We start from the raw sequence: 26536 nt of genomic DNA on the forward strand, positions 1-26536 counted from the left end.
CTTGGCGTGTTGCGCGACGATGCGGCCGAAGTCGGCTGCCCTACTATCTCTTTTCCCGAATCCTGAGTTCTATCGCGCCGCGCGGTCCTATGCCCGCCGAGGACCTGCTGCTCATGCCTAACCGACTGAAAGCCACACAAGTGGCCTCGCCGAACAAATCGGCATTCCTGGATCCGAAGACCTTTCTGGGTCTGGGCCTGGCGATCCTGTTCTTCGTCGGCAGCGGCCTGGTGGCCCATCGCAACACCAACATCCTGCGCGACGACGCCCGGATGATCTTCCATTCGCACGAGGTCATCGTGGCGATCGGCGAACTGCGCTCCAGCGTCCAGGACGCAGAGACGGGTCAGCGCGGTTTCCTCCTCACCGGCAACGACCGCTATCTCGAGCCCTATGAGGCGGCGGTGGCCAATGTCGAGCGCCAGGTCGAGAAGCTCGCGACCCTGACCAGCGACAACGCCAGTCAGCAGGATCGCATCAACGGCCTGCAACGCCACGTGACGGCCAAGATGGCCGAACTGAAGAACACCATCGACGTTCGCCGGAGCGAGGGGGCCGGGGCCGCCCTGGCCATCGTCAATTCCGACCGCGGCAAGACCGAGATGGACGCCATCCGGTCCCAGCTCAGCGTCATCCAGCAGGAAGAGGCGCGCCTGCGCCGCGAACGCCTGACCGAGATGGACGCGGCCTACCAGTCGGCCCTGCTCAGCGGCTTGATGTCCGGCCTGCTGGGCATCTTCCTGACCCTGGTGGTCGGCATTCTCATTCGCCGCGCCACCGTCGCCAACGAGCGCCGCCAATGGCTGGCCTCGGGCCAGGTGGGCCTGGCCTCGGCGATGCTGGGCGACCAGGGATCCGAGGAGCTGGGCGACAACATTCTGGGCTTCCTGGCGAAATTCGCGGGGGCCCAGGCGGGCGCGGTGTTCACCGCCGACGGCGAGCGCTACCAGCGTGTCGCCAGCTACGGCGTGCCGGGCGACGCCCAGATCGTCGAGCGCTTTGGCCTGCGCGAGGGTCTGCTGGGCCAGGTCGCCGCCAGCCGCGAGACCAAGGTCCTGGCCGACGTGCCCGAGGGCTACCTGACCATCGGCTCGGCCCTGGGCCGCGACAAGCCGCGCCACCTGATCCTGTTCCCCGCCGTCGCCGAGGACGGCGTCCATGGCGTGGTCGAGCTGGGCTTCCTCAACGCCATCGACGATCGCGTCCTGGAGTTCCTGAACGACGCCTCCGAGGCCGTCGGCATCGCCCTGCGCTCGGCCCGCTACCGCGCCGAGCTGCGCGAGCTGCTGGAAAAGACCCAGGCCCAGGCCGAGGAGCTGCAGGTCCAGAGCGAGGAGCTGCGCGTCTCCAACGAGGAGCTGGAGGAGCAGGGCCGCGCGCTGAAGGAATCCCAGGTTCGCCTGGAGCAGCAGCAGGCCGAGCTGGAACAGACCAACAGCCAGCTGGAGGAACAGGCCCAGCTGCTGGAAAGCCAGCGCGACGACCTGGAGCGCACCGGCGCGGCGGTCGAGCTGAAGGCCCGCGAGCTGGAACAGGCCAGCCAGTACAAGTCCGACTTCCTGGCCAATATGAGCCACGAGCTGCGCACGCCGCTCAACTCGCTGCTGATCCTGTCCAAGCTGCTTGGCGACAACCCGGTCGGCAACCTCTCCGAGGAGCAGGTTCAGCACGCCCGCACCATTCAGTCGTCGGGCAACGACCTGCTGACCCTGATCAACGACATTCTCGACCTGTCCAAGATCGAGGCCGGCCACCTGGAAATTCGTCCCGAGACGGTGTCGCTGCAGCGCCTGGCCACCGATCTGCGCCAGGTCTTCAAGCCGGTCGCCGACGACCGCAAGCTGGACTTCGAGATCACCATCGCCGACGACGTCCCGGCCTCGCTGTTCAGCGACCGCCTGCGCCTGGAGCAGGTGCTCAAGAACCTGCTGTCGAACGCCTTCAAGTTCACCGAGAAGGGCGGCGTCAAGCTGGAGATCACCCGCGAAGACGACCGCATCGCCCTATCGGTGACCGACACCGGCATCGGCATCGCCGAGGAGCAGCAGCACAGCATCTTCGAAGCCTTCCGCCAGGCCGACGGCACGATCAGCCGGCGCTATGGCGGCACAGGCCTGGGCCTGTCGATCAGCCGCGAACTGGCCCGCCTGCTGGGCGCGACCATCACCCTGGCCAGCGTCCACGGCAAGGGCAGCCGCTTCACCCTGTCCATGCCGCTCAGCTACGACCCGGCTCAGGTGCCGCAGCGCGTCGACGTCCCGGCCCCGCCGCCCGCCGCCCCGACCAAGAAGGCGGCCGAGGCGCCCCGCTACGTCCCGATCGGCCCGCGCGTCGAAGACGACCGCGAAATCCTGTCGGGCGGCCAGCGCATCCTGCTGGTGGTCGAGGACGACTCCAGCTTCGCCGGCATCCTGCGCGACGTCGCGCGGGAGTCGGGCTTCCAGTGCCTGGTCGCCGGCTCGGCCGAGGAGGCCCTGGTGCTGGCCCGCAAGCATCGCCCCAGCGCTATCGTCCTGGACGTCGGCCTGCCGGACCAGTCGGGCCTGGCGGTGCTGGAGCGCCTGAAGCGCGACGTCGACACCCGCCACATCCCGGTCCACGTGGTCTCGGCCGCCGACCACACCCAGACGGCCCTGTCGCTGGGCGCCATCGGCTATCTGGTGAAGCCCGTGAAGCGCGAGGAGCTGTCCAACGCGCTGGACGCCATCACCTCGCGCCTGTCGGCCTCGTCGCGTCGCGTGCTGATCGTCGAGGACGACAAGGTCCAGCGCGAAGCGGTCGGCAAGCTCCTGGCCTCGGGCGATGTCGAAACCGTCGGCGTGGCCACCGCGGCCGAGTGCCTGGAGCGGCTGAAGACCGAGACCTTCGACTGCATGGTCCTGGACCTGAACCTGCCTGACGCTTCCGGTTTCAGCCTGCTGGAGACCCTGAGCCACGAGGGCGGCTACGCCTTCCCGCCGGTCATCGTCTACACGGGCCATGACCTGTCCCAGGCCGACGAGCAGCGCCTTCGTCGCTACTCGGACTCGATCATCGTCAAGGGCGCCCGCTCGCCCGAGCGCCTGCTGGACGAGGTCTCGCTGTTCCTGCACCAGGTGGTCACCGAGCTGCCGGCCGAACAGCAGTCGATGATCAAGAAGGCCCACAACCGCGACGCTGCGCTGGAGGGTCGCCGGATTCTGGTGGTCGAGGACGATGTCCGCAACGTCTACTCCATCACGAATATCCTCGAGCCGCGCGGCGCGATCATCGAGATCGCCCGCAACGGCAAGGAGGCCATCGAGGCGCTGGAGAGATCGGCCAAGGAAGACGGCGGCGCCATCGACCTCGTCTTGATGGACGTGATGATGCCAGTCATGGACGGCCTCACCGCCACCGCCGAAATCCGCAAGGACGCCCGCTTCAAGAAGCTGCCGATCATCACCCTGACCGCCAAGGCCATGCCCGACGACCAGGCCCGGTGCATCGAGGCCGGGGCCAACGACTACATGGCCAAGCCGCTGGATGTGGATCAGCTGCTGTCGCTCGTCCGCGTCTGGATGCCCCGCTGACCGCCATGCGTGACCAGGTCGAGGACATCGAGATCAGGCTGCTGCTGGAGGCGCTGTACCAGCGCTACCACTACGACTTCCGGCGCTATGCCCAGGCGTCGGTCAAGCGTCGCCTGAAGCAGGCCCGCCAGCAGCTGGGCTATCCCAGCTACTCGGCCATGCAGGACGCGCTGCTTCACGATCCGGACATGCTGGAGAAGCTGCTGGGCTATCTGACCGTGCAGGTCAGCGAGATGTTCCGCGACCCCAGCTACTTCAAGGCCCTGCGCGAGACGGTGCTGCCGCACCTGAAGACCTATCCGTCGCTGAAGGTCTGGGTGGCCGGCTGCAGCGAGGGCGAGGAGCTGTACTCGCTGGCCATCCTGTTCCGCGAGGAGGGCCTCGAGGACCGCACCCTGTTCTACGCCACCGACATCAATCCGGACGCCCTGCAGGCGGCCGCGCGCGGCATCTATCCGATCGACCGCCTGAAGCTGTTCACCGAGAACCACCGCCGCTCGGGCGGCAAGTCCTCGCTGTCGAACTACTACACCACCGGCTATGGCGGGGCGGTGTTCGACAAGAGCCTGCGCGAGCGGGTGGTGTTCTCCGACCACAGTCTGGTCACCGACGCGGTGTTCGGCGAGATGCACCTGATCTCGTGCCGCAATGTGCTGATCTATTTCGATCGCGACCTGCAGGACCGCGCCATCGGCCTGTTCCGCGACAGCCTGACCCGCAAGGGGTTCCTCGGCCTCGGGGCCAAGGAGAGCCTGCGCTTCTCGGCCCACACCGGCGCCTTCGCGGAGTTCGACCGCGACGAGAAGATCTACCAGAAGCGCGAGTCATGAGCGGAGAAGCGATCCAAGCCGTCGTGATCGGGGCCTCGGCCGGAGCCGTGCAGGCGCTGTCGGCGCTGCTGCCGCCGCTGCCGGGCGACTATCCGCTGCCGGTGATGGTGGTCGTCCACGTGCCGCCGGACCGCCGCAACGCCCTGACCGAACTCTTCCAGAGCCGTTGCGCCATGATCGTGCGCGAGGCCGAGGACAAGGAGCCGATCGCCCCGGGCGTGATCTATTTCGCGCCGCCGGACTATCACCTGCTGGTCGAGACGCCGGAGTTCCTGTCGCTGTCGACCGACGAGCCGGTGCTGCACTCTCGGCCCTCGATCGACGTCCTGTTCGAGAGCGCCGCCGACGCCTTTGGCCCGGGGCTGGTCGGAGTGATACTGACAGGCGCCAACCAGGATGGGGCCGAGGGCCTGAAGGCCGTCGCCGAAGCCGGCGGCGTGGTCGTGGTCGAGGATCCCGTCAGCGCGGCCGCCTCGGCCATGCCGGAAGCGGCCCTGGCCGCCTGGCCGGCGGCGCGGACGATGTCGCTGGAAGATATCGGCGTCTATTTGCGGAGTTTGGGGAGTAAGCGATGAGCGGTTTGCGGCCTGTCCATTTTCTGCTGGTCGACGACCTGTCCGAGAACCTGGTCTCGCTGGAGGCGCTGCTGCGCCGCGAGGACCTCGTCCTGCTGAAGGCCCGGTCGGGCGAAGAGGCGCTGGAACTTCTGCTGCGCCACGACGTGGCGCTGGCCCTGCTGGACGTGCAGATGCCCGGCATGGACGGCTTCGAGCTGGCCGAGTTCATGCGCGGGGCCATGCGCACCCGCCACGTGCCGATCATCTTCCTGACCGCCGGCGCCGCCTCCGACGCCCAGCGCCGTTTCCGCGGCTATGAGGCCGGGGCCGTCGACTTCATCAACAAGCCGATCGAGCCGGACGTCCTGCGCAGCAAGGCCAACGTCTTCTTCGACCTCTATCGCCAGCGCCAGCAGCTGGAGCGCCAGCGCGACGAGCTGGAGGCCGCCGCCCAGGCCCTGCGCCGCGCCGATCGCCACAAGGACAGCTTCCTGGCCGTGCTGGCCCACGAACTGCGCAACCCGATCGCCGCCCTGGCCGGCGGCCTGCACCTCCTGGGCAAGGACATCCCGGCCGAGCGCTCGACCGACATCCGCGCCCGCATGGACCGGATGCTGTCGCACCTCTCGCACCTGGTCGACGACCTGCTGGACGTCTCGCGGGTCAACGAGGGCAAGATCACGCTGAAGAAGGACCGGATCCAGCTCAGCGAGATCCTGGGCTCGGCGATCGAGGCCAGTCAGCACCATCTCGACCAGGCGAACCACACGCTGGTCACCGACATCGACACCGGCCCGATCTGGCTGGACGCCGACCACACCCGCCTGGCCCAGGTGGTCGGCAACCTGTTGAACAACGCCGCCAAATACACCCCGCCCGGCGGCACGGTGACCCTGTCGGCCCACCGCCACGGCGGCGTGGCCGAGATCCGGGTTTCCGACACCGGCGTCGGCATCCCGCCCGAGCTGCAGACCGGCATCTTCGAGATCTTCGCCCAGGTCGAGGACCACCTGTCGAAGTCGCAAGGGGGCCTGGGCATCGGCCTGGCGCTGTGCAAGCAGCTGGTCGCGCTGCACGGCGGCTCGATCGACGTCGCCAGCGCCGGCCTGAACAAGGGCAGCACCTTCACCGTGACCATCCCGCTGGCGCGCGACCCAGGGTGATTGGGGGCGGGTGATTTGATTCCGGGGCGGAAATCCCGCATATCCCCGCCCCTCATGCCCCCCGTCACCAAGACCCTCCGCAACGCCCGGTCCCTGACCGAGGCCGGGCTGGTCCCGCCCGAGCGCCTGGAGGCGCTGGAGGCGGTGGCGGCGCGCTATGCGGTGGCGATCACCCCGGCCATGGCCGAGCTGATCGATCCGGCCAACGCCAACGACCCGATCGCCCGTCAGTTCATCCCCTCGTCGGAAGAGCTGGTCGCCAGCCCCGGCGAGGACGGCGATCCGATCGGCGACGTTATCCACAGCCCTGTGGAAGGAATCGTCCATCGCTACCCCGACCGGGTGCTGCTGAAGCCGACCCACACCTGCGCGGTCTATTGCCGGTTCTGCTTCCGCCGCGAGATGGTCGGGCCCGAGGGCCTGTCGAACCTGTCCCCCGCCCAACTGGACGCCGCCTTCGCCTATATCGCCGGCCGGCCGGAGATCTGGGAGGTCATCGTCACCGGCGGCGACCCGCTGGTGCTGTCGCCTCGTCGCCTGGCCGACCTGATGGACCGGCTGGACGCCATCGACCACGTCAAGATCGTCCGCTTCCACACCCGCGTGCCGGCGGTGGACCCGGCGGCGGTGACCGACGCGTTGGTGGCGGCCCTCAAGCGCACCACCAAGACCGTCTATGTCGCCCTGCACGCCAACCACGCCCGCGAACTGACCCCGGCCGCCCGCGCCGCCTGCGCCAAGATCGTCGACGCGGGGATCCCGATGCTCTCCCAGACCGTGCTGCTGCGCGGGGTCAATGACGACGCCGCGACGCTGGCGCAGCTGATGCGGACCTTCGTCGAGATGCGGATCCGGCCGTACTACCTGCACCATCACGACCACGCGCCGGGCACCGCCCACCTGCGCACCACGATCGCCGAGGGTCAGGCGATCATGAAGGCCCTGCGCGGCACGGTCTCGGGCCTGGCCCAGCCGACCTACGTGCTCGACATCCCCGGCGGCCACGGCAAGGTTCCGGTCGGTCCGACCTATGTCGATGACGGATCTGTCGAGGACCCGAATGGGACCGCTCACCCCTATCCGCCCCAGGACTGACGGTCCCGAAGCCCAACCCTGACAAGGCTTTGCGGCCACGCTCACGCTGCATCGCAGCAAAGCCTTGGCGAGTGCGGGGTTTCTCGTGCTAGAAAAGTCGGCATATCCGAGGGTCCGGGCGCCGAAGTCTGGCGCGATTTCAAGCGAAGGCTTGGCTTTTATGAGTGAAATCAAGACGGTCGGCATTATCGGCGCCGGCCAGATGGGGTCGGGCATCGCGCATGTCGTCGCCCTGGGCGGCTACGACGTACGGCTGCACGACGTCTCGCGCGAGCGGATCGACGCCGGTCTGGTCCTGATCGAGAAGAACATGGCCCGCCAAGTCGGCCGTGGGATCATCGACGAGGCCGCGATGACGGCCGCCCTGGCCCGCATCCAGCCCGCCGAGGGCCTGGAGGCCATCGGCGCCACGGATCTGGCCATCGAGGCGGCCACCGAGAACGAGGAGATCAAGAAGTCGATCTTCCGCAGCCTGCAGCCGCACCTCACGCCCACCACGATCCTGGCCTCGAACACCTCGTCGATCTCGATCACGCGCCTGGCCTCGGCCACGGACCGCCCCGAGCGCTTCATCGGCCTGCACTTCATGAACCCTGTGCCGTTGATGAAGCTGGTGGAGATCATCCGCGGCATCGCCACCGACGTCCCGACCTACGAGCGCGCCGTGTCCTTCGCCCAGTCGCTGGGCAAGATCACGAGCAACGCCGAAGACTTCCCCGCCTTCATCGTCAACCGCGTGCTGGTGCCGATGATCAACGAGGCGATCTACACCCTGTACGAAGGGGTCGGCACCGTCGACGCCATCGACACAGCCATGAAGCTGGGCGCCAACCACCCGATGGGCCCGCTGGAGCTGGGCGACTTCATCGGCCTGGACACCGTGCTGAGCATCATGAACGTGCTCTACGAAGGCCTGGCCGACAGCAAGTACCGCCCCTGCCCGCTGCTGGTGAAATATGTCGAGGCCGGCTGGCTTGGCAAAAAGACCGGTCGCGGCTTCTATGACTACCGGGGCGAGACGCCGGTTCCGACGCGCTAGCGGACACGGCGTCTTCGTAGAGCGGGGACGCCGATGACCGATACTTTGCGGCCGGTCGCCTTGACGCCAGTTGCCAGGGGCGATCGGCATCTCAGCCTCGACGTGCTGCGCGGCCTGGGCGTGATGGGCATCCTGACCGTCAACGCCATCGGCTTCGCCCAACCGCTGCCGGTCTATATCGAGCCGGCGCTGTCGCCCTTCCCCTTGGTGGGACACGAAGCGACCGCCTGGTGGGTGGTCCAGACCTTCTTCCACTACAAGTTCGTCACCCTGTTCTCGATGCTGTTCGGCGTGTCGATCCTGCTGGTCGGCGGCGAGGGCGGCGAGCCGGCGCGGACCGCCCTGCTGCGCCGCCGGCTGGGCTGGCTGGCGCTCTTCGGCCTGCTGCACGGCCTGCTGCTGTGGTTCGGCGACATCCTGCTGCTGTACGCCTGCGTCGGCTTCGTGGTGATGCGCTGGCGCGACTGGCCGGCACGCAAGCTGTTCGGCGTCAGCCTGGCCGTCATCCTGCTGGGCTCGGCCCTGGCCGTCGCGCCCTATATCGCCCTCGAGAGCGCCCCGCCCGAGATGCAGCGCAAGGTGATCGAGCAGATGGGCCCGCCCTCGACGCCCGCCGACATCCCCCTGGCCATCGCCGAAATGCGACAGGGCCTGGTCCCGGCCATGATCCATAACGCCAAGGACTGGGCCATGCTGCAGGCCGGCAGCCTGGTCGTGTTCAGTTGGCGCACCGGCGCCTTGATGCTGCTGGGCATGGCGCTGTTCAAGTCGGGCTTCGTGACCGGCCGCGCCCCGACCGCCGTCTATGCCGCGCTCATTCTCCTTGGCGCGGCGGCCCTGGCCTGGGCCGGCTGGGAAGCCTGCGCCAAGCTTACGACCCACTTCGCCGAGCCCCAGAACGCCGGCCGCTATCAGTTGGCCTACGAATTTGCGAGCCTGCCCATCACCCTGGGCTACGCCTCGGCGGCGATCCTGCTGATCCGTTCGGCGATCGTGCGAAAGCTCCTGACGCCGCTGGCGCGCCTTGGCCAGATGGCCTTCACCAACTACCTGACCCAGTCGCTGATCATGACCACCATCCTGTGGAGCGGCCGCGGCCTTGGCCTCTACGGCCAACTGGACCGCGTGCAGCTGTGGGGCTGCGTCGTGGCGATCTGGGTGTTGCAGCTAGTCTGGTCGCCGCTATGGCTCGCGCGGTTCCGGATGGGCCCGCTGGAGTGGGTGTGGCGGCGACTGACCTATGGCAAGCGTCTGGAGCGGGCGGGGTAACCTCGGACCGCTACCAGAAGGTCTCCACCCGCCAGTCGATGCAGGCCCTCGTCAGAACACCATCGGCGGTAATCAAGTTGAGCCGTCGGCGATGGGCCTGGGCGGCAATGATCCGATCCCAGGGATCGCGATGATGATCGCTCAGACGCGCCGCATCGAAGACGTCGTCCGGATCGATGCTTAGCCATTCGAAGCCGAGCATCGGCACGACGCGCGTCATGTCTCGCGGCAAGCGGTAGAGAAGGCGATCTCGCTCGCGCTTATATTCGATCTCGTAAAGGCTCGCGGCGCTGATGAAGAGTCGTGCGCTCCTATCCTTGATGTGGCCGTTGACCAGTCTGGATAGGCGCTCCGGAGCGACCAGCCACCAGACCAGCGCATGGGTATCGAGCAGGAAGCTCACGTCTCCGGCGTCTGGGGCCGATAGAATTCGTCCTCATCATGGGACTCGGCAAGCTCGATGAACTCAGGGTCCGGGCGGAAGAAAATATCCGGATCGTCCATCGGCCCCAGGTGAGCGAAAAGTCCCGGCACGCGCTCGATAGGCTCCCGAGCTTTCGGTAGGGCGACGTTTATCGTCGCGACAGCCTGCCCATCGCGCGTGAGCACAATGTCCTCGCCAGCGTCGATCTGGGCGATAAGCGCCTCAAGATCGGCCAACTCCGCGATGTCCACCCGGATCGTCATGTCCCGAGCATAGCACGGAACATAAGAAGAACAACCCTGAGGTTAGCGGCTCACCCCGCCCCGAGCGCCACCGCGATGTGATAGGTCGCGAACGAGGCCAGGTACGCCAGGCCCGTCATGTACAGGAACATCACGGTCGGCCAGGTCCAGCCGTTGGTCTCCCGCTTGACCACGCCCAGGGTCGCCGCGCACTGCGGGGCGAAGATGTACCAGGACAGGAACGACAGGGCCGTGGCCAGCGACCACTTGCCGGCCAGCAGCACGCCCAGCTTGGTGCCCGCGTCGTCGTCGCCGCCGACCGCGTAGACCGTGCCGAGCGCCGCCACTGCGACCTCGCGAGCCGCGAAGCCCGGGATCAGGGCGATGGTCATCTGCCAGTTGAAGCCGATCGGGGCCATGACCGGGGCGATCAGGTGGCCGATGCGGCCGGCGAAGCTGTAGTCGATGGCCGGGCCCGTCGCGCCTTCCGGCGGATAGGGGAAGGTCGACAGCACCCAGACCAGCACCATCAGCGGCAGGATGATGCGGCCAGCGCGGTTCAGGAAGATCTGCGCGCGGGTCCACAGGTTCAGCAGGACGTTGCGCGGCTCGGGCCAGCGATAGGTCGGCAGCTCCATCATGAAGGGCTCGACCGCGCCACGCCAGAAGACGCTGCGGATCACGAACGACACGACCAGGGCGCTGACGATGCCGCCGGCATAGAGGCCGAACATCACCAGGCCCTGCAGGGACAGGACGCCCCAGACGGTCTGGTTCGGGATGAAGGCGCCGATGATCAGGGTGTAGACCGGAATCCGCGCCGAGCAGGTCATCAGCGGGGCGACCAGGATGGTGGTCAGGCGGTCATGCTTGTTGTCGATCACCCGCGTCGACATGATCCCGGGAATGGCGCAGGCGAAGCTGGATAGCAGCGGGATGAAGGCCCGCCCGTGTAGGCCGGCGCCGCCCATGATCTTGTCCATCAGGAAGGCCGCGCGGGCCATGTAGCCGCTGTCTTCCAGCAGCAGGATGAAGAAGAACAGGATCAGGATCTGCGGCAGGAACACCAGCACGCTGCCGACGCCAGCGATCAGGCCGTCGGCGATGAAGCTGGCCAGCAGCCCGTGCGGCAGGGTCTCGTTGACCCAGCCGGCCAGGCCGGCGAAGGCGCCGTCGATGGCGTCGGCCGGGATCGTGGCCCAGGTGAACACCGCCTGGAACATCACGAACAGCAGGGTGAACAGGATGGCCAGGCCCGCGATCGGATGCAGCAGCACGCTATCGATCTTGCCCGTCACCGTGTCGGGATGCTCGGGCGGTTTCACGCAGGCCTTGAAGATGCGCTGGGCCTCGGCGTGCGCGGCGCGGATCTCGCCGGCGGTCGGCTCGTGCCAGACGTTCTCGGCCTCGACGCCGCGGGTCGCGACGATGGCCTCGACCTTTTCCAGCAGCTCGGGCAGGCCGCGCTTGCGGGTCGCCACCGTAGTGACGATCGGCGCGCCGATTTCCTTGCTGAGCTGCTCCAGGTCGATGCGCAGGCCCTGGCGCTGGGCGATGTCGAACATGTTGAGGGCCAGCACGAACGGGCGGCCCACCTGCTTCAGCTCCAGCACCAGGCGCAGCACCATGCGCAGGTTGGTGGCGTCGGCCACGCAGATCAGGCACTCGGGCGCGGCCTCGCCGGCCAGCTTGCCCAGCACCGCGTCGCGGGTGACGACCTCGTCCGGGCTGCGGGCCCGCAGGGAGTAAGTGCCCGGCAGGTCCAGCACGCGCATCTGACGGCCGGCGGCCGTGGTCAGCACGCCTTCCTTCCGCTCGACGGTGACGCCGGCGTAGTTGGCGACCTTCTGGCGGCTACCGGTCAGGGCGTTGAACAGCGCGGTCTTGCCCGAGTTGGGATTGCCCACCAGGGCGATCCGGGTCGAGTCCGTGAATTTCGAAGGGGTGTCGGAAACGTCGACAGCGGTATCCAGAGCCAAGGTCTTATCGTCCGTCGAACTTCACACTGACAGCGCCAGCCTCGCGGCGGCGAAGAGCCACGCGGGTGTCGTCCACCCGCACGGCGATCGGATCGCGGCCGAACAGGCCCTCGTGCAGCACCTCGATCGTCGCGCCCTCCACGAAGCCCATCTCCAGCAGGCGGCGCTCCAGCTCCTCGGCGACGACGGCCTCGGCCGCGCCCGAGACGCCGGTTACGCGAGCGATCACGCCACGGTCGCCGCGCCGGGCCGAGGCCAGGGGACGCAGACCGCCGGGATCGCTCTCGGCCGGGTTGAATTCGGGGGACAACGCAAACGCTTCGGACATAATGGCTCCGATTAGATTGCGAACGATTATCAGTCGAAGAGACCAATGTCGATTCAGCGATCCTGGCGTTTTGAGGTATGCTGACGCCTTAAGGGCTGTTGGGACCGAATGGCGCAGGGTCGTTAATAGATTCGACTCTTCGAACGCCGCTCGGTCTGATTACGTGTTCCGATTCGTATGGGCGAATTATGCGTAGGCTGATGCTGGGGCTCCTGACGGGGGCCTATCTTTGTCTGGCTCTGATCGTCTCGCTCTTCCTGTGGAGGATGGGCGCGACACCGGCTGTCGGCGTCTCGGCCTTCATCGGCACGCTGGGCCTGTGCTTCGCCTTCCACGGCCTGCTGGGCCAGACCTTCCTGGCCGCCGCCCTGCGCGGCGACATCGACACCGTGCGGGAAGCCCACGCCATCCTCCTGGACCAGATCGAGAAGGTCGACGCCCGCGTGTCGGATCTCGTGGAGACGGTCGCCGCCGACGCCCAGCGCCGCACCGAGGAGCTGTCGACCGAGGTCCACCAGCTGGAAGACATGATCTCCCAGATGAGCGACCGGATGGAGCAGCAGCTCAGCCATCAGGTCGCCGCCGCCTCGGCTCGCAGCAGCCACACCCTCGGCCGCGAGCGCGCGCCGCAAGCCAGCCACATGCTGGAAGTGGTGCAGGACGCCCTGGCCGAGAACCGCGTCGACCTCTATCTGCAGCCGATCGTCAGCCTGCCCCAGCGCCGGACCGTCTTCTACGAAAGCTTCTCGCGCCTGCGCGACGAGACCGGCCGCGTGATGATGCCGGCCGAGTACCTGGCCGTGGCCGAGCCCGAAGGCCTGATGACGGCCATCGACAACCTGCTGCTGTTCCGCTGCGTGCAGATCGTCCGCCGGCTGGCCAAGCAGGACCGCAAGGTCGGCATCTTCTGCAACATCTCGCTGGCCAGCCTGGGCGACGAGAGCTTCTTCCCGCAGTTCCTGGAGTTCATGCAGGGCAACAAGGACCTGGCCGGCGCGGTGATCTTCGAGCTGGGCCAGGCGGCGTTCGAGCGCCGCGGTCCGGTCGAGGCCCGCCACATGGCTCGCCTGGCCAGCCTGGGCTTCAGCTTCAGCCTCGACAAGGTCAACGACCTGGACCTGGACTTCCAGGACCTGGCCCGCGCCGACGTCCGCTATCTGAAGGTCGGCGCCCAGATGATGCTGGACCAGCTGGAAGAGCAGGACGGCAAGCTGGTCATCGCCTCGCTGCCCGACCTGAACGCCACCGACTTCGCCGCCCTGACCCGCCGCTACGGCATCGAGGTCATCGTCGAGAAGGTCGAGGCCGAGAAGCAGATCGTCGATATCCTGGATCTCGACATCGGCTACGGCCAAGGCCACCTGTTCGGCGAACCGCGCGCCATCCGCGACGCGGTCCTGGCCGAGGCCGAACCGCCGCAGGACTTCATGCGCGGGGCGCTGCGTCGCCGCGCCGTGGGTTGGTAGTCAGCGCCATTTGGTGACCGTCCAGGCCTTCGGGGCCGGCGGCAGCTTGCGGCACGGCAGGGTCGCGACGACCTGGCCTTGATAGGCCAGCGGAACCTCGCCAGAGCCTGAAGCGCATAGGACGGCCACCGTATCGAACGCGGCCGAGGCGTCCTTGACGATGGCGTGGCCGGCGACCTGGTCGACCTTCGGATTGCCGTTCGCCGCAGAGCAACGGTCGCCGGTGTCCAAAGTGATGAAGTCGCCGTTGCCGCCGAAGAAGCCGTAGCTGTCCTTACAGATCGGTCCCAGCAGGGCGAACATCAGCGCGGCGCGGTCGGCGTCCGCAGAGCGGGTCGGCGTCACCGTCGCGCCCAGTCCCGTCAAGGCGGCCGTGAGACGGTTCCAGCGGTCGGCCTGGCCCGTCCGCATCAGCAAGCGCAGCGGATCGTCCTCAGCCTCGCTCATTCCGACCGAGGCCATGAATTCCTTGACGCCATAATGCTGATCAGCGGTCTGGGCCTGAACGAAGATCTCGCGCCAGGCGTCCAGCACGTCCCGCCGGCCGCCCGAGGCGGCGCGCAGTTTCAGGTCCGCCGCCCACTGCACCACAACGCCGCAGTCATAGACCGCCTTGCCCCGGCGCGGCCCGTGCTCGGCCAGGTCCTTGTCGCCCAGTGACGCGGCGCAGGCCGCCAGGCGTCCGGCCAAAACCTCGCCCACCGCCGCCTCGCTGCGTGCGCCCAGCTCACGGGTGGTCAGCAGGGACGCATATTCGGCCGCGCCCTCGTGCAGCCACGGCGCGTTCTCGGCGTCGCCCGAGGCCAGGAACCGGCTGTTCCAGAAGTGGAAGCTCTCGTGCGCGACGAAGCCCGATACCTGCCCCGCTTCGTCCGCACCGGCGACGGCGGGACCGAAGAAGCGCAGCGACATCATCGGCCCGTCGACCGTGTCGCCCTGCCAGCCGCTGTTGAACTCCGGCACGCGCGCGGCGATCAGCACGGGCTTGGCGGGCAGGCCCACGCCCAGGCGGCGCTGGTAATAGGCCGCCGAGCCCTGGCCGGCCTTGGCGATCTGGACGCGCAGGTCCGGGCTGACGTTCGGCGCCGCGACCAGCGTGGCCGCGCCGGCGCTGACCAGGTTCGACGGCCCGACATAGACATAACCCGCCAGCGAGACTTGGCCGGCCTTGGCCTTGGGCAGAGCCGACCAGCCCTTCTTCGAGACCACCGTCGCGGCGGGTGCGGGCGTCGTCTTGCCGGCGAAATAGGGGCCGTAGACCTGCCAGCCCTCGCCCACTCGGGTCAGGGCCGGATAGCGCCGGTCCCGAGGCGCCGTGTCGGGCGTCAGCTGGATCGTGAAGCTGGAGAAGGCCTTGCCGTCGACGCGCTGGAGGATCCCGTCCTTCAGCGTCATGTCCGCCGGCGGCCGCCAGGTGTCCTGTCGGACGTCGTCGGCGTTCTCCTCGAAGGCGAAGCGGGTGACGGCCTCGGGCAGGATGACGCTGGCGACAACGCCCTTGGCGTCCGGCGTCAGGGTCACCCGGGCGCCCGGCCCGGCCAAGGCGCTCGAGGCCATCAGGGCCAAGGCCAAACCACACACACCTGAACGCATGCCTTCCCCCCGAAGCGCTACCTCTGGTTAGGGCGCCGCGTCGGGGGACCGCAAGCCGCGATCGATTGCTGACAGGTTTGGGTCCTAAGCCGCAAGCATCGGAATGATCGCCGGCGCGGCTTGGCGCATGGTCTCTCCACGAAAGGAGACTTCCCATGACGACCTACCTGAACGACGACGCCCGCTGGGACGCCATGCGCGCCAAGGACCGCGCCGCCGAAGGCGCCTTCTACATCGGCGTGCGCACCACAGGCGTCTATTGCGTCGCCAGCTGCGGCGGCCGTCCGCTGCGCAAGAACGTCGCTTTCTACGCCACGCGCGAGGACGCCCGCGCCGACGGCCTGCGCGCCTGCCTGCGCTGCAAGCCCGACATCAACCGCGAGACACTGCGCTGGGCGGTCGGTCAGACCAGCCTGGGCCTGGCGCTCGTCGCCCGCTCCGAGGCCGGCCTGCGCCTAGTCACCCTGGGCGACGACGCTGCAACGCTGCAGGCCGACCTGGAGAAGCGCTTCAAGCACGCTCGCATCGTGCCGGATGCCGAGGGCCTGACCGCCGACCTGAAGGCGGTGGCCGCGCTGGTCGAGCATCCCGACCACGCGCCGGACCTGCCCCTGGACGACCAGGGGACCGAGCTGCAGAAGGCCGTCTGGGCCGCCCTACGCGAGATCCCAGCCGGCGAGACGGCGTCCTATGCCGACATCGCCCGCGCCATCGGCCGCCCCAGCGCCTTCCGCGCCGTGGCCCAGGCCTGCGGGGCCAATCCGCTGGCGGTGATCACGCCCTGCCACCGCGTGGTCCGCGCCGATGGCGGCCTGTCCGGCTACCGCTGGGGCGTCGAGCGCAAGGCGGCTCTGTTGGCGCGCGAGGCGGCGTGACCCCAAATCCTGTTCCTAAAATGGACTGGATCCGTATCGCCGCCGAGCTCGACGCACGCGGCTGGGCCCTGACCGGCCCGATCCTCAAACCCGAGACCTGCGCGGCCATCGCCAACCTCTATCCCCAGGACGCGGGCTTCCGCAGCCGGGTGGTGATGGCCCGCCACGGCTTCGGACGCGGCGAGTACAAGTACTTCAGCTATCCCCTGCCGGACGTCGTGCAACGGCTCCGGCAGGGGCTGTATGGGCCGCTGTCGGAGATCGCCAATGCCTGGGCCGAACGGCTGGGCGAGGAGCGGCGGTTTCCCGAGGCTCTGGACGACATGCTGGCGCGGTGCCGCGAGGCGGGCCAGGTGCGGCCCACGCCGTTGCTGCTGACCTATGGGCCGGGCGACTACAACTGCCTGCACCAGGATCTTTACGGCGAGCACGTGTTTCCGCTGCAGGCGGCGTTCCTGCTGGACGAGCCGGGGCAGGACTTCGACGGCGGCGAGTTCGTGATCGTCGAGCAGCGCCCGAGGCAGCAGAGCGCGCCGCAGGTGGTGCCGTTGAGGCAGGGCGAGGGGGTGATCTTCGCGGTCCGCGAACGGCCAGCCGAGGGCGTGCGGGGCGTGCACCGAAGGGTGCTGCGGCACGGGGTGAGTGAGATACGCTCAGGCCGCAGACGGACGCTGGGCGTGATCTTCCACGACGCGACGTAAGCGCCCCCTCCGTCACGTCGCCTATCGGCGCCGCGCCACCTCCCCCGTTTCACGGGGCAGGAAAAAGCAGCTTCCTCCTCCCTTGCGAAGCGGGGGAGGTGGATCGCTGCGGATACGCAGCGAGACGGAGGGGGCGCTCAGCGCCTCACCCCAACGGCGAGACCCCGAACAGCACCCGGTGCAGGAAGAACACGAACACCGCCCACAGCACCGTGCCGGCTGCCACCGCGATCACATCCGCCCGCGGCTTCACCACCACCGGCGCCGGCTCCCCGCGCCGAAGCGCCGAGATCAGGTCCAGGATCGCCCACACCAGAAAAGCCCCGAACAGGCTCACCGACGCCTGGTCCCCGTTCGCCAGCAGGTGCCCGGCCGACCAGAAGATCACCCCCAGCAGCATCGGATGGCGCACCGTCGCCTTGATCCGGCCCGTCGGCGCATTGGCGGTCGGCAGCAGCACGAAGGCGATCCAGACCAGGGCCAGGGTCGCGTGGCGGCCCCAGGTCGGCGGGTCGTAGAGCTGCGGGGCCATCGGCCGGGCCAGGATCCAGCCCCAGATGATCAGCCCCAGCCCCACGAACGAGACCAGGGTGTAGAGCCCCTTCCAGCGTTTGGGACTGGCGGCGATCTGCGCGTCGCGGAACGGTCCGGCCAGGATCCGCACCGAGTGGATGCCCAAGAACAGCACAAGACCCAGGATCAGAATTGTCATCGGCCCCTCCCCTTATGCGCGGAGGATAGTCACGGAACGCCGGTCTTCGAAAGCTTGAGCTTGCGACCCTTGAATCCCCGGCGTCAGGGAGCAGCTAAGGCTGGCGGCGAGATTGACGCCCCGCCCCTGGACCGTTACCGCCCACGCCATGATGGACTTTCCCGCCGGCCTTTCCGCTCTTTCCGACCGCTACGACGTGGTGCTGTGCGACGTCTGGGGCGTGATCCACAACGGCGTGGAGAGCTTCCCGCAGGCTTGCGACGCCCTGACGAAGTGGGGCGAGACCAAGGGTCCGGTGGTGCTGATCTCCAACTCGCCGCGCCCGTCCTATGACGTGGTCGCGCAGCTGGACGGCCTGGGCGTGCCGCGTTCGGCCTGGCAGGGTTTCGTCACCTCGGGCGACGCGACCCGGGCGCTGCTGACCCCGCACACCGGGACCAAGGTCTGGAAGGTCGGCCCCGAGCGCGACGGTCCGCTGTGGGCCGGGTTCGACCTGACCCTGGCCGGCCCCGAGGACGCCGACTTCATCCTGTGCTCCGGCCTCTATGAAGACGAGAAGGAAGTCCCCGAGGACTATCGAGCGCGCCTGCAGGTCGCCGCCGACCGGGGCCTGCTGTTCATCTGCGCCAATCCCGATCGCGTCGTGCAGCGCGGCGACAGGCTGATCTTCTGCGCCGGCGCGCTGGCCGACCTCTATGAGACCCTGGGCGGCAAGGTCGTCATGGCCGGCAAGCCCTATGCCGCGATCTACGACCTGGCCGTGGCCGAGGCCGCGCAGCTGCTGGGCCGTCCCGTCGACCGCGACCGGGTGCTGTGCATCGGCGACGGCGTCATCACCGACGTGAAGGGCGCCCACGACCAGAAGCTGGCCTGCATGTTCATCGCCAAGGGCATCCACGGCGAGAAGGCAGTCGGTCCGGACGGCCAGCTGGTCCCGGACGCCGTCCACGCCTTGCTGGACGCCGAACAGGTGGGCGCGACCCACGCCATTGGCGATCTGGTCTGGTAAGAGGTTGGCCATGCAAGGCAAGTTTCTCGAAGACCTGAGCGTCGGCCAATCGGCCGAACTGGTCCGCACCGTCGGCGAGGCCGACATCGTCGCTTTCGCCGAAGTGACCGGCGACACCAACCCGGTGCACCTGGACGCCGACTACGCGGCGACCACCAGCTTTGGCCAGCGCATCGCCCACGGCATGCTGTCGGCCGGCTACATCTCGGCGGTGCTGGGCACCCAGCTGCCGGGTCCGGGCGCGGTCTATCTGACGCAGGGCCTGCGCTTTCGCCGTCCGGTGAAGATCGGCGACGCGGTCACCGCGATCGTCACCGTCACCGAGATCAACGAGGCCAAGGCCCAGGTCACGCTGTCGACCGTCTGCAAGGTCAATGGCAAGGCCGTCGTCGACGGCGAGGCCACCGTCATGGTTCCGCGCAAGGCCGCCTGATGACCCTGAAGACCGTCCAAGCCTGGAAGAACCTGTCCGCCGAAGAGCGCGGCGCGTCCGTCGCGCTCGGCAATTTCGACGGCGTGCATCGCGGCCACCAGCAGGTGATCGCCCAGGCCGCGAAAGCCGCCCTGGCCGGCAAGACGCCGTTGGGCGTGGTCACCTTCGACCCGCACCCGCGCCGCCTGTTCCGCCCGACCGAGCCGGCCTTCAAGCTGATGACCCATCCGCAGCAGGCCCGCGCCCTGGGCGGACTGGGCGTTGATTTGCTGTATCTGCTGCCGTTCGACTTCGAGATGGCCAGCTTCGGCGACCGCGAGTTCGTCGAGAAGGTCTTGGTCGAAGGCCTGGGCGTGAAGCACGTCGCCGTCGGCTTCGACATCTCGTTCGGCCGTGGCCGCTCGGGCAGCGCCGAGTTGATGAAGGCCTATGGCGCGGAATACGGCTTCACCGTTTCGGTGGCCGAGCCCGTGGCCGATTGCTCGGCCGAGGGGGACGGCGACAAGTTCTCGTCGACGGGCGTGCGCGACGCCCTGCGCGACGGTCATCCCGACCAGGCCGCCCTGATCCTGGGCCGGCCCTTCGCCATCGAGGGCGTGGTGCGCCGGGGCCAGCAGCTGGGCCGCCAGCTGGGCTTCCCGACCGCCAATGTCGAGGTCGAGGACTATGTGGTGCCGAAACTCGGCGTATACGCCACCCGCACCCGCCTGCCCGACGGCCGCGAGGTTCCGGGCGTCGCCAACCTCGGCAACAACCCGACCACGGGCATCGTCGAGACGCGGCTGGAGACCTGGCTGTTCGACTTCGACGAGGATCTCTACGGCCAGATCATCGAGACCGACCTGATCGCCTTCCTGCGCCCCGAACTGAAGTTCGACAGCCTGGAGCTGATGATCGCGCAGATCCACAAGGACGAGCAGGCGGCCCGGGCGATCGTGGCGCCCACCTTCTGATCGCTCGCGGTTCACGCGAAACCCTTTCCGATCCGCCCCGGCCCCGTTAACCTTGTTTAACGGCAGGGTGGGGACCGATGCTCAAGGGGCGCAAGTACCAGCAGTTCGCGCGGGCGAAACACGGGGTGACCAGGCGTCGCCACGAGATCCTCGCCTATCCCGAGGGCGCCCAGTTCGTGTTCGACACCGGCAAGGCCGTCGAGGTCGAGGGCGGCTATTGCGCCCTGCCCGACGGTGATCTGCTGGACGCCTATTCCAACGCCGTGGTCCGCGCCGTCGAGCGGATCGGGCCCAGCGTCGTGCGCATCCATCCGATGCTGGAAGATCCCCGAATGTCCGGCGTCGGCTCGGGCTTCGTCATCGGGTCCGACGGCTTGATCCTGACCAACAGCCACGTGATCCAGGGCGCCAGCCGCTACATCGTCATCAATGCCGAGGGCCGCAGCTTCACCGCCCGCTGCGTGGGCGACGATCCCGACACCGATCTGGCCGTCATCAAGATCGACCAGGCCGTCAACCTGCCGGTCGCCAAGCTGGGCGACTCCAAGAAGCTGCGGCGCGGCCAGCTGGTCATCGCCGTCGGCGCGCCGCTGGGCTTCGAGGCCACGGTGACCACCGGCGTGGTCTCGGCGATGGGCCGCAGCCTGCGCGGCGAGCGCGGCCGGCTGATCGAGGACCTGATCCAGACCGACGCGGCGCTCAATCCCGGCAACAGCGGCGGGCCGCTGGTCAATTCCACCGGCGAGGTCATCGGCATCGCCACGGCGATCATCGCCGGCTACCAGGGCCTGTGTTTCGCGGTGGCGGCCAACACCGCCCGGTTCGTGATCGCCGAGCTGCTGGAGCACGGCCACGTGCGGCGCGGCTCGATCGGCCTGATCGCCCAGCAGGCCCCGATCCCGCCGGCCCTGGCCAAGGCCACCGGCCTGCATCAGCCGTATGCAGCCTATGTCGCCCATGTCGACGCCGGCGGCCCGGCCGCCAAGGCGGGGATCAAGGAGGGCGACCTGCTGGCCGCGGCGGGCAGTCAGGTCCTGACCGGCCTGGACGACCTGCTGCGGGCGCTGGATCACCACAGCATCGGCCGGCCGACGGACTTCCTGGTGATCCGCAACGCGCGGCTGATGAGCGTGACGGTGACGCCGAAGCTGCGGAAGCCGGGGGCGTAAGATCCTCCCCGCTAGGGGAAGGATCTCGAGCGCCGAAGCCTTTGCGCCTCGCCGCCCTGTCTGCTATCCCCGCTCCCCATGAGTTCCGTTCGGAATACAGCGCGAATTATCCGCCCGGCGTGACGCCGCCGGTCAGGCTTGCGCGCGCGCCGGGTTTTTAAGTCCGCGCCCCTCCCGAACTTCCAGCTTGGATAATCATTCCATGGCCGACGACGCCACGACCGCCCGCGACTATCGCGAAACCGTCTTCCTGCCCGACACCCCGTTCCCGATGCGCGGGGGCCTGCCCAAGAAGGAGCCCGAGATCCTGGAGGGCTGGGCCGCCCTCTCCGACAAGGGTCTCTACGGCGCCGTGCGCGCCAAGCGCCAGGCCGACGGCGCGCCGCTGTTCGTGCTGCACGACGGCCCGCCCTACGCCAACGGGGCCATCCACATCGGCCACGCCCTGAACAAGACGCTGAAGGACTTCGTTGTCCGCTCGCGCTTCGCCCTGGGCTTCGACGTCGACTACGTGCCGGGCTGGGACTGCCACGGCCTGCCGATCGAGTGGAAGATCGAGGAGCAGTTCCGCGCCAAGGGCCGCCGCAAGGACGAGGTCCCGGCCGAGGAGTTCCGCCGCGAGTGCCGCGCCTATGCCGGCGGCTGGATCGAGGCCCAGAAGACCGAGTTCCAGCGCCTGGGCGTGCTGGGCGACTGGTGGAACCGCTACGCCACCATGGACTTCACCTCGGAAGCCACGATCGTGGCCGAGTTCCACAAGTTCCTGTCGACCGGCCAGCTCTATCGCGGCTCCAAGCCGGTGATGTGGAGCCCGGTCGAGCGCACCGCCCTGGCCGACGCCGAGATCGAGTACCACGACCACGTCTCGCCCACGATCTGGGTGAAGTTCCCGGTCGTCGAAGGCTCGGACGCGGCCCTGGGCGCCAAGCTGGTGATCTGGACCACCACGCCGTGGACCATCCCGGCCAACCGCGCGGTCTCGTACAACCCCGACATCCCGTACGCCGTCTATGAGGTCACGGCCCTGGAGGAGAACCTCGAGTTCGCTCCCTGGTCGGCCGTCGGCGATCGCCTGATCATCGCTGAAAAGCTGGTCGACGACGTGATGAAGGCGGCCAAGGTCGCGGCCTTCAAGAAGGTCGAGAGCGTCGACTGCGAAGGCATGGTCCTGGCCCACCCGCTGGCCGACCTGGACACCCACTTCGGCTACGCCGTGCCGATGCTGGCCGGCGACCACGTGACCGACGACGCGGGTACGGGCTTCGTCCACACCGCGCCTGGCCACGGCGCCGACGACTACAATGTCTGGCTGGCCCACGGTCATCGCGAGATCCCCGACACCGTCGATCCGGACGGCGCCTACTACGCGCACGTGCCGATGTTCGGCGGCCTGAAGGTCATCGAGACCGAGGGCAAGAAGACCGGCAAGTTCGGCCCCGCCAACGGCGCGGTGATGGATCGCCTCATCGAGGCTGGCGCCCTGCTGGCGCGGGGCCGCGTCGAACACAGCTATCCGCACAGCTGGCGCTCGAAGGCTCCGGTGATCTTCCGCAACACCCCGCAGTGGTTCATCCGCATGGACCACGCGGTGGACTCGCTGGGCGGCAAGACCCTGCGCGAGACGGCCGTGCAGGCCATCGCCGACACCGCCTTCCACCCCGACGCCGGCCGCAACCGCATCGGCTCGATGGTCGAGACGCGTCCCGACTGGCTGGTCAGCCGCCAGCGCAACTGGGGCACGCCCCTGGCCATGTTCGTGGACAAGCACACCGGCCATCCGCTGAACGACCCGGCCGTCAACGCCCGTATCCTGGACGCCATCCGCGAAGGCGGCGCCGACGCCTGGTTCACGCGTCCCGACGCCGACTTCCTGGGCGTGCACGACCCGACCCAGTACGAGAAGATCACCGACATCCTCGATGTCTGGTTCGACTCGGGCTGCACCCACGCCTTCACGATCGAAGGCCGTGACGACAGCCACTGGCCGGCGGACCTGTATCTGGAAGGCTCCGACCAGCATCGCGGCTGGTTCCAGTCGTCCCTGCTCGAAGGCTGCGGCTCGCGCGGCCGCGCGCCGTACAAGGCGGTTCTCACCCACGGGTTCACCCAGGACGAGAACGGCGAGAAGATGTCCAAGTCCAAGGGCAACACCGTCGAGCCGCAGTCGGTCACCAAGGAGAGCGGCGCCGAGATCCTGCGCCTGTGGGCGGCGATGGTCGACTATTCGGAGGACCAGCGGATCGGCAAGACGATCCTGGCCACCACCACCGACGCCTATCGCAAGCTGCGCAACACCACGCGCTACCTGCTGGGCGCCCTGGCCGGCTTCGACGAGGCCGAGCGGGTCACCGACTACGCCGACTTCCCGCCGCTGGAGAAGTACATCCTGCACCGCCTGTGGGAGCTGGATCGCGACGTCCGCGCCGCCTACGAGACCTATCGGTTCTCGGACGTGGTCCGGCCGCTGATCGAGTTCTGCCAGGGCGATCTCTCCACCCTGTTCTTCGACATCCGCAAGGACAGCCTCTATTGCGACCGTCCCGACGCCATCCGTCGCCGGGCCTATCGCACGGTGCTGGACTATGTGTTCGAGCGCCTGACCATCTGGCTGTCGCCGCTGACCAGCTTCACCATGGAAGAGGCGTGGCAGACGCGCTTCCCCGAGGCGGGCTCCAACAGCCTGCGAGTGATCCCAGTGACGCCGGCGGAATGGAAGAACGACGCCGAGGCCGCCCGCTGGGCCAAGGTCGAGACCGTGATGTCGGTGGTGACCGGCGCCCTGGAAGTCGAACGCCGTGAAAAGCGGATCGGATCGGCGCTGGAGGCCGCGCCGGTCGTTCACGTCGCCGACGCCGAGCTGCTGGCCGCCTTCGCGGGTCTGGACGCCGCCGAGGTGTTCCGCACGTCGGCCGCGACCCTGGTCGCCGGTGAAGGCGGCGCGTTCTCGACCGACGAGGTCAAGGGCGTGTCGGTGGATCCGAAACTGGCCGAGGGCAACAAGTGCGCCCGCTCGTGGCGCATCCTGCCGGAGGTGGGAACCGATGCCCGCTATCCGGAGCTTAGCCTTCGCGACGCTGAAGCTGTGGCCTACTGGGACGCGCGGCAAGCTTAAGCAGGTGACCAAAGGGCGTAGGACGGTTTAGCTAAGCAGATGAAGTCGATCACTCGCCTGGGCTGGACCGCCTACGCCATCGCCGCCGCCACCGTGGTCCTGGACCAGATCAGCAAGCTGAGGGTCCTGGGCCTGCTGGGCCGCGAGCCGGGCGCGTCCCTGCCGCTGCTGGGCCCGCTGCACCTGACCATGGTCCATAACTACGGCATGAGCTTTGGCCTGCTGCGCGGCAACGACTGGGGCCGCTGGCTGCTGATCGGCTTCTCGATCATCGTGGTGATCGGCCTGGCCTGGTGGGCGCGCAAGGCGACCAAGCTGCTGCCGACCATCGGCATTGGCATGATCATCGGCGGCGCCATCGGCAACAACCTGATCGACCGGGTGATGTACGGCTATGTCGTCGACTTCATCGACGTCTCGCGGCTGTACTTCCCGTGGGTGTTCAACGTCGCCGACTCGGGGATCTCGATCGGCGTGGCCCTGCTGCTGCTGGACAGTTTCCTGTACGGCGAGAAGAAGCTGGCTGAAACCGAGTGATTTAGGGACCGATTGACGCCGCATTCGCGTGGGAGATTGGCGCCCGCGCGATGATGTCGTATCGAGAGCGTCCGAAAATTTGGCCGGGGGTCGGCCGCTGGAGCATGGTTAGATGAGTTTCAATCGGGTCGCGACCGTGAGCGCCCTGACCGCCGTGGCCGCGATCGGCATGGCTGGCTGCACCTCGACCCAGAAGGCTCTGGGCATGAGCAAGGTGGTTCCCGACGAATTCCGCGTCGTCAGCAAGGCCCCGCTGGCCGTGCCGCCGGACTACGCCCTGCGCCCGCCAGCGCCCGGCGAGCCGCGTCCGCAAGAGCTGCAGCCGGAAAGCGCCGCGCGCGCCGCCCTGATCGGCCAGAGCAACGCCTCGAACCGTTCGGAAGGCGAGAAGCTGCTCGTTTCCCGCGCCGGCTCGGAAAAGGCCGATCCGCTGATCCGCTTCGTCGTCGATGACGAGAACGGCGACCTGGCCCACAAGGACGAGAGCTTCGCCAGCAAGGTGATGTTCTGGAAAAAGGGCCAGGCCAAGACCACCAACGTGGCCACCGCCGCCGAAGCCGGCGCCAACGCCCCGGTGGAAGTCGACGCCGCCGCCGAGGAAGCCCGCCTGAAGAAGCTGGTGGGCGCCGGCGGCGTGGTCATCAGCCGCGAAAAGAAGTCGGGCATCAAGCTGCCGGGCCTCTAAGCCCTGATCTCACCGAGATTCGAAACGGCCCGGGACCTCGCGGTTCCGGGCCGTTTTTCGTTTACGGGCCTCAGACCAGGCTGCCGCCGCCATCGACCCGCACGACCTGGCCGGTCACGTAGGTCGCGCGCATCAGGTAGAGATAGGCCTCGGCGGCCTCTTCGACCGTGCCGCCGCGCGGCAGGGGCAGGTTGGCGGTGAACGCCTTGACCACCGCCTCGCCCATGGCCTGGGCCTGTTCGCTCATGATCAGACCCAGGCAGACGGCGTTGACCCGGATCGGCGCCAGGTCGCGCGCCAAACCCATGGCCAGGCCTTCGGTGGTGTTGGCCGAGGCCGTGACCAGCGGCGCGCCCGGCATGGGGCGATGCGCCAGCATGCCGCCGGTCAGCGTGATCGAACCGTCCTTGGCGATCTGCCGGATAGCGTACTTGGCGGCGCGGGCCGCGCCCCAGAACCGCACTTCCATCCGGGCCTTGCTGGCCTCGATGTCGAGATCGGCGGTCGCGCCGAACATGTGGCCCCAGTCGCCGGCCGTGAACACCAGGTGGTCGAACGCGCCGACCGCCTCGAAGAAGGCCGCGACCGAAGCCTCGTCCTTCACGTCGACGACATGGCCCTCGACGCCCTGGCCCAGCCTGGCGGCCGCCGCTTCGACCCGGACGGCCTGGCTGGAGCCGATGACGACCCGCGCCCCGGCCTCCAGCGCCGCATTAGCCACTGCATGGCCGACGCCTGACGCGCCGCCGATCACCACGACCTTGCGGCCTTCCAGTTTCGCCATCGCCGAGCTCCCTATGCTGTCGGCGACAGA

Annotated in this window: 24 protein-coding genes; 17 read left to right on the plus strand and 7 right to left on the minus strand. The window is 68.2% G+C overall.

Annotation, left to right across the window (positions count from 1 at the left end):
• The first annotated feature begins 140 nt into the window (after nt 1–140).
• The 7 genes from AC1RR5_RS10755 to AC1RR5_RS10785 all read left to right on the plus strand — a co-directional run bounded on the left by AC1RR5_RS10755 (nt 141) and on the right by AC1RR5_RS10785 (nt 9504).
• Complete coding sequence (locus AC1RR5_RS10755) at nt 141–3551, plus strand: response regulator (RefSeq protein WP_492921469.1); 3411 nt, start codon at nt 141–143, stop codon at nt 3549–3551.
• Nucleotides 3552–3556: 5 nt separating this feature from the next.
• Nucleotides 3557–4381, plus strand: a complete 825-nt coding sequence (locus tag AC1RR5_RS10760; protein ID WP_492921471.1) for a CheR family methyltransferase — start codon at nt 3557–3559, stop codon at nt 4379–4381.
• Nucleotides 4378–4956, plus strand: coding sequence for a chemotaxis protein CheB (locus tag AC1RR5_RS10765; protein ID WP_492921472.1), 579 nt, complete (start codon nt 4378–4380; stop codon nt 4954–4956). The genes AC1RR5_RS10760 and AC1RR5_RS10765 overlap by 4 nt, the downstream gene beginning before the upstream one ends.
• Entirely contained in the window at nt 4953–6101 is a 1149-nt protein-coding gene (locus tag AC1RR5_RS10770) for a hybrid sensor histidine kinase/response regulator (RefSeq protein WP_492921473.1), read from the plus strand. Before AC1RR5_RS10765 ends, AC1RR5_RS10770 begins: the two co-directional genes overlap by 4 nt.
• A gap of 54 nt (nt 6102–6155) precedes the next feature.
• Nucleotides 6156–7196 carry a lysine-2,3-aminomutase-like protein gene (locus AC1RR5_RS10775; RefSeq protein WP_492921475.1) on the plus strand — a complete coding sequence of 347 codons (1041 nt, stop codon included), beginning with the start codon at nt 6156–6158 and terminating at the stop codon, nt 7194–7196.
• A 160-nt stretch (nt 7197–7356) separates the two neighbouring features.
• The gene (locus AC1RR5_RS10780) at nt 7357–8235 is read left to right on the plus strand and encodes a 3-hydroxybutyryl-CoA dehydrogenase (RefSeq protein ID WP_492921477.1); all 879 of its coding nucleotides are present in this window, start codon (nt 7357–7359) and stop codon (nt 8233–8235) included.
• A 33-nt stretch (nt 8236–8268) separates the two neighbouring features.
• Nucleotides 8269–9504: a DUF418 domain-containing protein gene (locus tag AC1RR5_RS10785; protein ID WP_492921478.1), complete on the plus strand. Its 1236-nt coding sequence runs from the start codon at nt 8269–8271 to the stop codon at nt 9502–9504.
• Nucleotides 9505–9514: 10 nt separating this feature from the next.
• Here the strand turns inward: AC1RR5_RS10785 and AC1RR5_RS10790 are convergent, their stop codons facing one another.
• From AC1RR5_RS10790 to AC1RR5_RS10805, 4 genes are read right to left on the minus strand one after another with little or no spacing between them, the layout of a single operon-like run.
• Nucleotides 9515–9907, minus strand: a complete 393-nt coding sequence (locus AC1RR5_RS10790; RefSeq protein WP_492921480.1) for a type II toxin-antitoxin system VapC family toxin — start codon at nt 9905–9907, stop codon at nt 9515–9517.
• Nucleotides 9904–10191 (minus strand): type II toxin-antitoxin system Phd/YefM family antitoxin, encoded by a 288-nt coding sequence (locus AC1RR5_RS10795; RefSeq protein ID WP_492921482.1) that lies wholly within the window; start codon nt 10189–10191, stop codon nt 9904–9906. The genes AC1RR5_RS10790 and AC1RR5_RS10795 overlap by 4 nt, the downstream gene beginning before the upstream one ends.
• A gap of 50 nt (nt 10192–10241) precedes the next feature.
• A complete protein-coding gene (feoB, locus tag AC1RR5_RS10800) occupies nt 10242–12143 on the minus strand; it encodes a ferrous iron transport protein B (protein ID WP_492922088.1) in 1902 nt (633 codons plus the stop codon).
• Nucleotides 12144–12153: 10 nt separating this feature from the next.
• Nucleotides 12154–12477, minus strand: coding sequence for a FeoA family protein (locus tag AC1RR5_RS10805; RefSeq protein WP_492921484.1), 324 nt, complete (start codon nt 12475–12477; stop codon nt 12154–12156).
• Between the two features lie 188 nt (nt 12478–12665).
• Here AC1RR5_RS10805 and tipF point away from each other — a divergent pair, with 188 nt between their 5' ends.
• A complete protein-coding gene (gene tipF, locus AC1RR5_RS10810) occupies nt 12666–13943 on the plus strand; it encodes a flagella assembly cyclic-di-GMP phosphodiesterase TipF (protein WP_492921486.1) in 1278 nt (425 codons plus the stop codon).
• On the opposite strand, the gene AC1RR5_RS10815 is transcribed toward tipF, so the two are convergent.
• Nucleotides 13944–15536 carry a hypothetical protein gene (locus AC1RR5_RS10815; RefSeq protein ID WP_492921487.1) on the minus strand — a complete coding sequence of 531 codons (1593 nt, stop codon included), beginning with the start codon at nt 15534–15536 and terminating at the stop codon, nt 13944–13946.
• A 155-nt stretch (nt 15537–15691) separates the two neighbouring features.
• On the opposite strand from AC1RR5_RS10815, the gene AC1RR5_RS10820 reads away from it, so the two are divergent.
• Both AC1RR5_RS10820 and AC1RR5_RS10825 read left to right on the plus strand, forming a co-directional pair.
• Nucleotides 15692–16411 (plus strand): methylated-DNA--[protein]-cysteine S-methyltransferase, encoded by a 720-nt coding sequence (locus tag AC1RR5_RS10820; RefSeq protein WP_492921489.1) that lies wholly within the window; start codon nt 15692–15694, stop codon nt 16409–16411.
• Nucleotides 16408–17112, plus strand: a complete 705-nt coding sequence (locus AC1RR5_RS10825) for a 2OG-Fe(II) oxygenase (RefSeq protein ID WP_492921490.1) — start codon at nt 16408–16410, stop codon at nt 17110–17112. Before AC1RR5_RS10820 ends, AC1RR5_RS10825 begins: the two co-directional genes overlap by 4 nt.
• A gap of 145 nt (nt 17113–17257) precedes the next feature.
• Here AC1RR5_RS10825 and AC1RR5_RS10830 read toward each other — a convergent pair whose 3' ends face one another.
• Nucleotides 17258–17824: an NnrU family protein gene (locus tag AC1RR5_RS10830; protein WP_492921491.1), complete on the minus strand. Its 567-nt coding sequence runs from the start codon at nt 17822–17824 to the stop codon at nt 17258–17260.
• 148 nt (nt 17825–17972) lie between these two features.
• Here AC1RR5_RS10830 and AC1RR5_RS10835 point away from each other — a divergent pair, with 148 nt between their 5' ends.
• The 7 genes from AC1RR5_RS10835 to AC1RR5_RS10865 all read left to right on the plus strand — a co-directional run bounded on the left by AC1RR5_RS10835 (nt 17973) and on the right by AC1RR5_RS10865 (nt 25722).
• Entirely contained in the window at nt 17973–18833 is an 861-nt protein-coding gene (locus AC1RR5_RS10835) for a TIGR01459 family HAD-type hydrolase (protein WP_492922089.1), read from the plus strand.
• Nucleotides 18834–18843: 10 nt separating this feature from the next.
• Nucleotides 18844–19266 carry a MaoC family dehydratase gene (locus AC1RR5_RS10840; RefSeq protein ID WP_492921492.1) on the plus strand — a complete coding sequence of 141 codons (423 nt, stop codon included), beginning with the start codon at nt 18844–18846 and terminating at the stop codon, nt 19264–19266.
• Nucleotides 19266–20219: a bifunctional riboflavin kinase/FAD synthetase gene (locus AC1RR5_RS10845; protein ID WP_492921494.1), complete on the plus strand. Its 954-nt coding sequence runs from the start codon at nt 19266–19268 to the stop codon at nt 20217–20219. The genes AC1RR5_RS10840 and AC1RR5_RS10845 overlap by 1 nt, the downstream gene beginning before the upstream one ends.
• Before the next feature lie 77 nt (nt 20220–20296).
• Nucleotides 20297–21388, plus strand: a complete 1092-nt coding sequence (locus AC1RR5_RS10850) for a S1C family serine protease (RefSeq protein WP_492921496.1) — start codon at nt 20297–20299, stop codon at nt 21386–21388.
• Between the two features lie 202 nt (nt 21389–21590).
• The gene (gene ileS, locus AC1RR5_RS10855; protein WP_492921498.1) at nt 21591–24500 is read left to right on the plus strand and encodes an isoleucine--tRNA ligase; all 2910 of its coding nucleotides are present in this window, start codon (nt 21591–21593) and stop codon (nt 24498–24500) included.
• A 39-nt stretch (nt 24501–24539) separates the two neighbouring features.
• A complete protein-coding gene (lspA, locus tag AC1RR5_RS10860; RefSeq protein ID WP_492921500.1) occupies nt 24540–25037 on the plus strand; it encodes a signal peptidase II in 498 nt (165 codons plus the stop codon).
• A gap of 112 nt (nt 25038–25149) precedes the next feature.
• Nucleotides 25150–25722 carry a DUF3035 domain-containing protein gene (locus AC1RR5_RS10865; RefSeq protein ID WP_492921502.1) on the plus strand — a complete coding sequence of 191 codons (573 nt, stop codon included), beginning with the start codon at nt 25150–25152 and terminating at the stop codon, nt 25720–25722.
• A 70-nt stretch (nt 25723–25792) separates the two neighbouring features.
• Here AC1RR5_RS10865 and AC1RR5_RS10870 read toward each other — a convergent pair whose 3' ends face one another.
• The gene (locus AC1RR5_RS10870; protein WP_492921504.1) at nt 25793–26506 is read right to left on the minus strand and encodes an SDR family oxidoreductase; all 714 of its coding nucleotides are present in this window, start codon (nt 26504–26506) and stop codon (nt 25793–25795) included.
• Nucleotides 26507–26536 lie beyond the last annotated feature (30 nt).

It is taken from the genome of Caulobacter sp. GW821-FHT11E11 (genome assembly GCF_058808315.1).

Bases quoted from the DNA above. Each gene is read 5' to 3' on its own strand.
- AC1RR5_RS10760 (WP_492921471.1), top strand. From the start codon at position 3,557: ATGCGTGACCAGGTCGAGGACATCGAGATCAGGCTGCTGCTGGAGGCG.
- AC1RR5_RS10765 (WP_492921472.1), top strand. From the start codon at position 4,378: ATGAGCGGAGAAGCGATCCAAGCCGTCGTGATCGGGGCCTCGGCCGGA.
- AC1RR5_RS10770 (WP_492921473.1), top strand. From the start codon at position 4,953: ATGAGCGGTTTGCGGCCTGTCCATTTTCTGCTGGTCGACGACCTGTCC.
- AC1RR5_RS10775 (WP_492921475.1), top strand. From the start codon at position 6,156: ATGCCCCCCGTCACCAAGACCCTCCGCAACGCCCGGTCCCTGACCGAG.
- AC1RR5_RS10780 (WP_492921477.1), top strand. From the start codon at position 7,357: ATGAGTGAAATCAAGACGGTCGGCATTATCGGCGCCGGCCAGATGGGG.
- AC1RR5_RS10785 (WP_492921478.1), top strand. From the start codon at position 8,269: ATGACCGATACTTTGCGGCCGGTCGCCTTGACGCCAGTTGCCAGGGGC.
- AC1RR5_RS10795 (WP_492921482.1), bottom strand. From the start codon at position 10,191: ATGACGATCCGGGTGGACATCGCGGAGTTGGCCGATCTTGAGGCGCTT.
- AC1RR5_RS10805 (WP_492921484.1), bottom strand. From the start codon at position 12,477: ATGTCCGAAGCGTTTGCGTTGTCCCCCGAATTCAACCCGGCCGAGAGC.
- tipF (WP_492921486.1), top strand. From the start codon at position 12,666: ATGCGTAGGCTGATGCTGGGGCTCCTGACGGGGGCCTATCTTTGTCTG.
- AC1RR5_RS10815 (WP_492921487.1), bottom strand. From the start codon at position 15,536: ATGCGTTCAGGTGTGTGTGGTTTGGCCTTGGCCCTGATGGCCTCGAGC.
- AC1RR5_RS10820 (WP_492921489.1), top strand. From the start codon at position 15,692: ATGACGACCTACCTGAACGACGACGCCCGCTGGGACGCCATGCGCGCC.
- AC1RR5_RS10830 (WP_492921491.1), bottom strand. From the start codon at position 17,824: ATGACAATTCTGATCCTGGGTCTTGTGCTGTTCTTGGGCATCCACTCG.
- AC1RR5_RS10835 (WP_492922089.1), top strand. From the start codon at position 17,973: ATGATGGACTTTCCCGCCGGCCTTTCCGCTCTTTCCGACCGCTACGAC.
- AC1RR5_RS10840 (WP_492921492.1), top strand. From the start codon at position 18,844: ATGCAAGGCAAGTTTCTCGAAGACCTGAGCGTCGGCCAATCGGCCGAA.
- AC1RR5_RS10845 (WP_492921494.1), top strand. From the start codon at position 19,266: ATGACCCTGAAGACCGTCCAAGCCTGGAAGAACCTGTCCGCCGAAGAG.
- AC1RR5_RS10850 (WP_492921496.1), top strand. From the start codon at position 20,297: ATGCTCAAGGGGCGCAAGTACCAGCAGTTCGCGCGGGCGAAACACGGG.
- ileS (WP_492921498.1), top strand. From the start codon at position 21,591: ATGGCCGACGACGCCACGACCGCCCGCGACTATCGCGAAACCGTCTTC.
- lspA (WP_492921500.1), top strand. From the start codon at position 24,540: ATGAAGTCGATCACTCGCCTGGGCTGGACCGCCTACGCCATCGCCGCC.
- AC1RR5_RS10865 (WP_492921502.1), top strand. From the start codon at position 25,150: ATGAGTTTCAATCGGGTCGCGACCGTGAGCGCCCTGACCGCCGTGGCC.
- AC1RR5_RS10870 (WP_492921504.1), bottom strand. From the start codon at position 26,506: ATGGCGAAACTGGAAGGCCGCAAGGTCGTGGTGATCGGCGGCGCGTCA.